The organism is Streptomyces sp. NPDC006450 (assembly GCF_040612195.1).
Taxonomy (GTDB): Bacteria; Actinomycetota; Actinomycetes; order Streptomycetales; family Streptomycetaceae; genus Streptomyces.
Genome location: NZ_JBEXPT010000221.1, coordinates 1 through 4,643, shown reverse-complemented (window position 1 = coordinate 4,643; position 4,643 = coordinate 1). Strand labels below are relative to the sequence as shown.

The window sequence follows — 4,643 nt, the reverse complement described above, 5'->3', positions numbered from 1 at the left end:
GACGTGGGTGTTGCCACTGGCGACCCCGCCTCGAACGATCTCGAGACGACCGCGTCCGGGATGACTCTCCTCACTGCGCCCAGCGCCGCACCGATCAGCAGGGCCAGGCCCAGCATGGAGAACAGTACGTACCGGTCCAGGAACAGCGGCTGGATCAGGGAGGCGGCGGCCAGCCCCAGCAGGGGCACCGCCAGCAGCGGCAGCCCGACCGAGGCCGCCGTCAGCCGGGCGGGGAGGCCGGTGCGCGGCCCGCCCCGGCGGTCCGCCCACGCGCCCAGCGCGCCGACCGCCAGCAGGACGCCCGGGCCGATCATCATGTGCCAGGTCAGCGGCGGTATCCAGGAGACCTGGCCGGACTGGGTCCGGCTGAACAGGATCAGCGGCAGGGCCCCCGCCACGGCCGCCGCCGAGGCGAACAGCCAGGGCGCCACGACGCCGCGCCCGCCCCGTGCCCACCACAGCGTCACCGCGTGGGCGGGCAGGATCAGCAGGGAGAACCAGTTCAGCAGGGCGCAGACCAGCACGAGAGCCCCGTACGCCGTCCAGCGCGGCCAGGTCCGCCGCCCGGGGCCGGCTGCGGCGGCTGCGATCAGGGAGACGAGCAGGAGCGTCGACAGTCCGGCCCCGCCCGCGATCAGCGCGTAGGACCGGCCCTCCTGGAGCTGGAACTGCACGGCCGGCAGCAGTCCGAGGGCCAGCCCGCCGCCCAGCCCGGCCCACGGGCCCGCCAGCCGGCGCCCGATCAGCGCCACACAGCCGGCGGCGACCGCCACCCCCAGCACCGACGGGAGGCGCAGGGTGCTCGTGCTCGCCCCGAACACCTCGAACAGCACGTGCATCAGCAGGTAGTACAGGCCGTGGACCGCGTCCACCTGTCCGAGGAGGTGCCAGATCTCACCGGGCGAGCGCTCCGCCACCTGCCAGGTCGCCGCCTCGTCCCGCCACACGCTGTTCTGCCGGGAGAGTCCCCACAGCCCGAGCGCCAGAGTCCAGAGAACCGGCACCAGCCACACGAGGAACGGCCGTCGGACGCCGGTGGATATGTGGGAAGTCATGAAGGCGTACGGATCCTCGGGCAACAGTTCGGGCGGAAACCACCAGTCTATGGACGATACGGAGGGTTCCCGGACCGGCTGTTGTGCATGACGGAGCGTGATCACGGGGCCCGCCCGCCCCTAGCCTCGCGGCAGCAAGGTGCGCATCACACACGCGGCAGGCACGCAGCAGCACGAACGAGGGGCGGTACCCGGTGAACTGGCTGATCCACGACTACCGCGAGAGCGATCTCGCGGCCGTTGTCCATCTGATCGACACCACGGCCGAACTCGGCCAGGAGTCGGTCTTCTCACTCGCCGAATGCATCAGCGCCCTCACCGACCGGCAGCCCTGCGTGGTCGCGGTCCACCAGGGCGTTCCCATCGGCGCCGCCCTCGCCTGCGTCACCGGCGAACGCGCCTGGGTCATGCGCATCGCCATCGCCGCCGGCTGGCGCGGCCGGGGCCTGGCCAGCGCGCTGCTCGTGGAGCTGGAGCGGCGGCTCATCGCCGCCCGCGTCGGGCGCATCGCGTACGTCCTGCCCGAGGAGGACCTGCTCGGCGAGGGCCTGCTCAACGCGGGCTACACCCGGCAGCCCGCCGTCGCCTACTTCGAGAAGACCGAGCCGCTGCACGGCCCGGCCGCCGGTCTCCTGGACGACCTCGGCGGCCGCTTCCTGCCGAACGACCTGTGGACCAAGGTCGCCGGCATGGAGACGGAGAAGGACCTCATCGAGCGGCGCGTGGTGCTGCCCCTGGCCGAGCCCGAGCGGGCCGCCGCGCACGGGGTGCGGCCCCCGCGCGCCATCACCCTCTTCGGCCCGCCCGGTACCGGCAAGACCACCTTCGCCCGGGCCATCGCCTCCCGGCTCGGCTGGCCCTTCGTGGAACTGCTGCCCTCCCGCCTCGCCGACGAGGGGAACCTCGCGGCGGCGCTGCGCGACGCCTTCGCCCGCATCGCCGAGCTGGAACGGGTGCTCGTCTTCATCGACGAGGTCGAGGAGATCGCGCCCGTGCGCACCGAGCCCGCCCAGCCCGGCGGGATCCACGGGGTGACCAACGAGCTGCTCAAGCTGATACCCGGATTCCGCGAGGGCGACGAACGGCTGCTGGTCTGCGCGACCAACTCCATCCGCTCCCTCGACCCGGCCTTCCTGCGCCCCGGCCGCTTCGACTACCTGATCCCGATCGGCACCCCGGACGCGGGCGCCCGCGCCGCGATCTGGGCCCGGTACACGGCGGGCCGCCCCGACGTGGACGTGGCGGCGCTGGTGGCGGCGAGCGAGCTGTTCACCCCGGCCGACATCGAGCACGCGGCGCGGATCGCGGCGCAGGTGTCCTTCGAGCGGGACCTGGAGGCGGTGGGCGCGCGCGGCGCGGCCGCGGCCCCACTGGGCGCGAGCACCGAGGACTACCTGGCGGCGGTGGCGCAGTGCCGGCCGACGGTGACCCCGGCGATGACGGGGGAGTTCGCGGCGGACATCACCGCGCACGCCCGCTTCTGAGGAAGAAGCGATCCGAGCTGCCCGCCACGGACGGGCAGGCAAGACGGCCCGCAGCCACTCCCCAAAGCGGCTGCGGGCCTCCCGCGCGGACTTGGCATCCGTGCGGGACAGCCACGTTCCGTTGGGGTGTATCGCCGGCTGGAACGTGGCGGCAAACGTGCCGTGAGGGCCATCCCTGATGCCCTCGGCGACACATTCGAGTCAACCAGGGCCGGAGCGGCGGCGCCTCGGCCGCACGGCCACGATCCCCCCGGCCGGAAGGACCGGTCCGCGGGCCCGGGCCGTGGGCCGAAAGGAGGACCGCGGCCGAGGGAGGGGATCTGGGCCAGGGGCCGAGGGGCGGGACCTAGGGCAGGGCCCGAGGGGGGGGCGGTACCTAGGGCAGGGCCTGGCACGGCGGTGAGGGCCGGGGTTAGGCTCCGGCCATGGCCTTCGTCGTCTTCATGACCCTCCCGGGGCTGGCTCTGCTGCTCACCGCCATCGCCTTCCTCGACCTCACGCTGGAGCGCGCGGGCCGAGCGGGGCTGCTGCCCTGGCGCTGGAACGGCCGCAAGGGCCAGATGTCCGCGACCGGCTTCGAGCAGCTGCACGCGAGCTTCTCGCCGGGCAAGCAGAACGAGCTGAAGGAGCGCCAGAGCGCCCTGGTCATGCGCGACGACGAAGAGGACGGCGCACCGCCCCGGTCCCGGGTCGACCTCGACGGTGGGCTCGCGGTGATCCGTCTCCCCGCCCCCGCTACGGGCGGCAGCGGTACGTGAACTCCGCCGCGGCCGTCCGCCGTACGGGCGAGACGAGCTCCAGCTCGGCCTTCGCGGGGTAGGTGCCCGCGCCCTGGAAGGTCCACAACAGGTGCAGCCGGGCCTCCTTCCGGCCGCTCGGCACCCGCTCGGTGAGCTGCTCCGAGCGGGTGCCGTCACTGCGCAGCCAGCGGTACGAGAGGACTCCCGGGCGCCCGTTGGTGCGTACGACGGCCACCACGTCGGCGGTGCCGTCGCAGCCGGGACCCTTGGCATCGGTGGCCACCACCACGTCCCCGACCTCCAGGGCCGGGCCGTAGCGCTGCCAGCCCAGGTAGCACAGGACCCCGATCAGGACCACGGCGGCCAGGGTGTAGCGCCGCCATTCGCGGCGCCGGCGCGGGGCCGGGCCGGGGAACAGCGGAAACGGCGTGGGCAGCGCGGCGGTCACTCCCGGTCCGAAGCGCAGGACCGACCCCTCGACCCGGTCGGGCACCGCCCCCACCGGTACGTCGAACCGGGCGGTCGGGCCGGTGCGTTCGGTCGCGCCGGCGTGGGCGGTCGCGCCGGTGGGGTCGAGCCGCTCGGTCCGCTCCGTGCCCCGGGGCGGTCCGGTGATCCAGTGGCTGCCGAGCACGGTGGCGCTGTAGTCGTCGTCGCCCTGCGGGGCGTGGGGATCGCTCATGCCGGCTTGCACCCCCGGATGTAGATGCTCTGGACGGAACCCTGGTTGGCGGCGGCCGGTGTGGTGGTGGCGCGGACGCTCCAGTAGCAGCCGGCGCCTTGCGCGAAGGTGTGCGCGAGGGTCTGCGTACCGGGGCTTCCGGCCGCGAAGGCGACCGTCTGACGGCCGTCCGGCACGGTCAGGGCGCCCTTGGTGTCACCGGTGAACCACTCGACGACCAGGGTGTAGGGGCCCGCGCCGTCGCTTTCGACGGAGAAGGAGGCCTCGGTGGTACCCGGGGCCGTCTGCCGGAACGAGGTGACGTTCACCGCGGAGATCTTGACCTTCGGGGACGGGGACGGGGTCGGCGTGGGGGTCGGAGACAGGGTCGGGGTCGGGGTCGCAGGCCTGGTCACCGTCCAGGTCGGCGTGGGTGTGGGCGTCGGCGTCGTGTAGCTCGGACTCGGGCTTGCCGAAGGTGACGGCGACGCGGAGACCGACGCGGTCGGTGTCGGTGTCGGTGTCGGCGAGGCCGACAGGCTCGGTCCGGGTGCCGGGGTGGCCGGGCCCGGCGTCGACGCGCTCGACGTCGCGAACGCGTTCAGCGCCTTCGCGCCGCCCGGCTCCGAGCCCACCGCCTGGTAGCCGAGTACGGCCACCAGCCCGAGCACGAGCGCCGCCCCCGCCGCGAGCAGCCCGCGCC

The 4,643-nt window shown here is 74.0% G+C and carries 4 protein-coding genes and 1 pseudogene; 2 read left to right on the top strand and 3 right to left on the bottom strand.

The window, feature by feature from the left end:
• Nucleotides 1–1,055 (bottom strand): hypothetical protein (locus ABZY57_RS32035; protein WP_356517940.1); only part of this gene is annotated, 1,055 nt, incomplete at its 3' end.
• 194 nt (nucleotides 1,056–1,249) lie between these two features.
• On the opposite strand from ABZY57_RS32035, the gene ABZY57_RS32030 reads away from it, so the two are divergent.
• Nucleotides 1,250–2,539 (top strand): bifunctional GNAT family N-acetyltransferase/ATP-binding protein, encoded by a 1,290-nt coding sequence (locus tag ABZY57_RS32030; protein WP_356517938.1) that lies wholly within the window; start codon nucleotides 1,250–1,252, stop codon nucleotides 2,537–2,539.
• Nucleotides 2,540–2,964: 425 nt separating this feature from the next.
• Complete coding sequence (locus ABZY57_RS32025) at nucleotides 2,965–3,297, top strand: DUF6191 domain-containing protein (protein WP_356517936.1); 333 nt, start codon at nucleotides 2,965–2,967, stop codon at nucleotides 3,295–3,297.
• Here ABZY57_RS32025 and ABZY57_RS32020 read toward each other — a convergent pair.
• Complete coding sequence (locus ABZY57_RS32020) at nucleotides 3,275–3,961, bottom strand: hypothetical protein (RefSeq protein ID WP_356517934.1); 687 nt, start codon at nucleotides 3,959–3,961, stop codon at nucleotides 3,275–3,277. The genes ABZY57_RS32025 and ABZY57_RS32020 overlap by 23 nt on opposite strands.
• Nucleotides 3,958–4,643: pseudogene (locus tag ABZY57_RS32015) on the bottom strand (serine/threonine protein kinase); the annotation flags it as partial. The gene ABZY57_RS32020 and the pseudogene ABZY57_RS32015, both read right to left, overlap by 4 nt.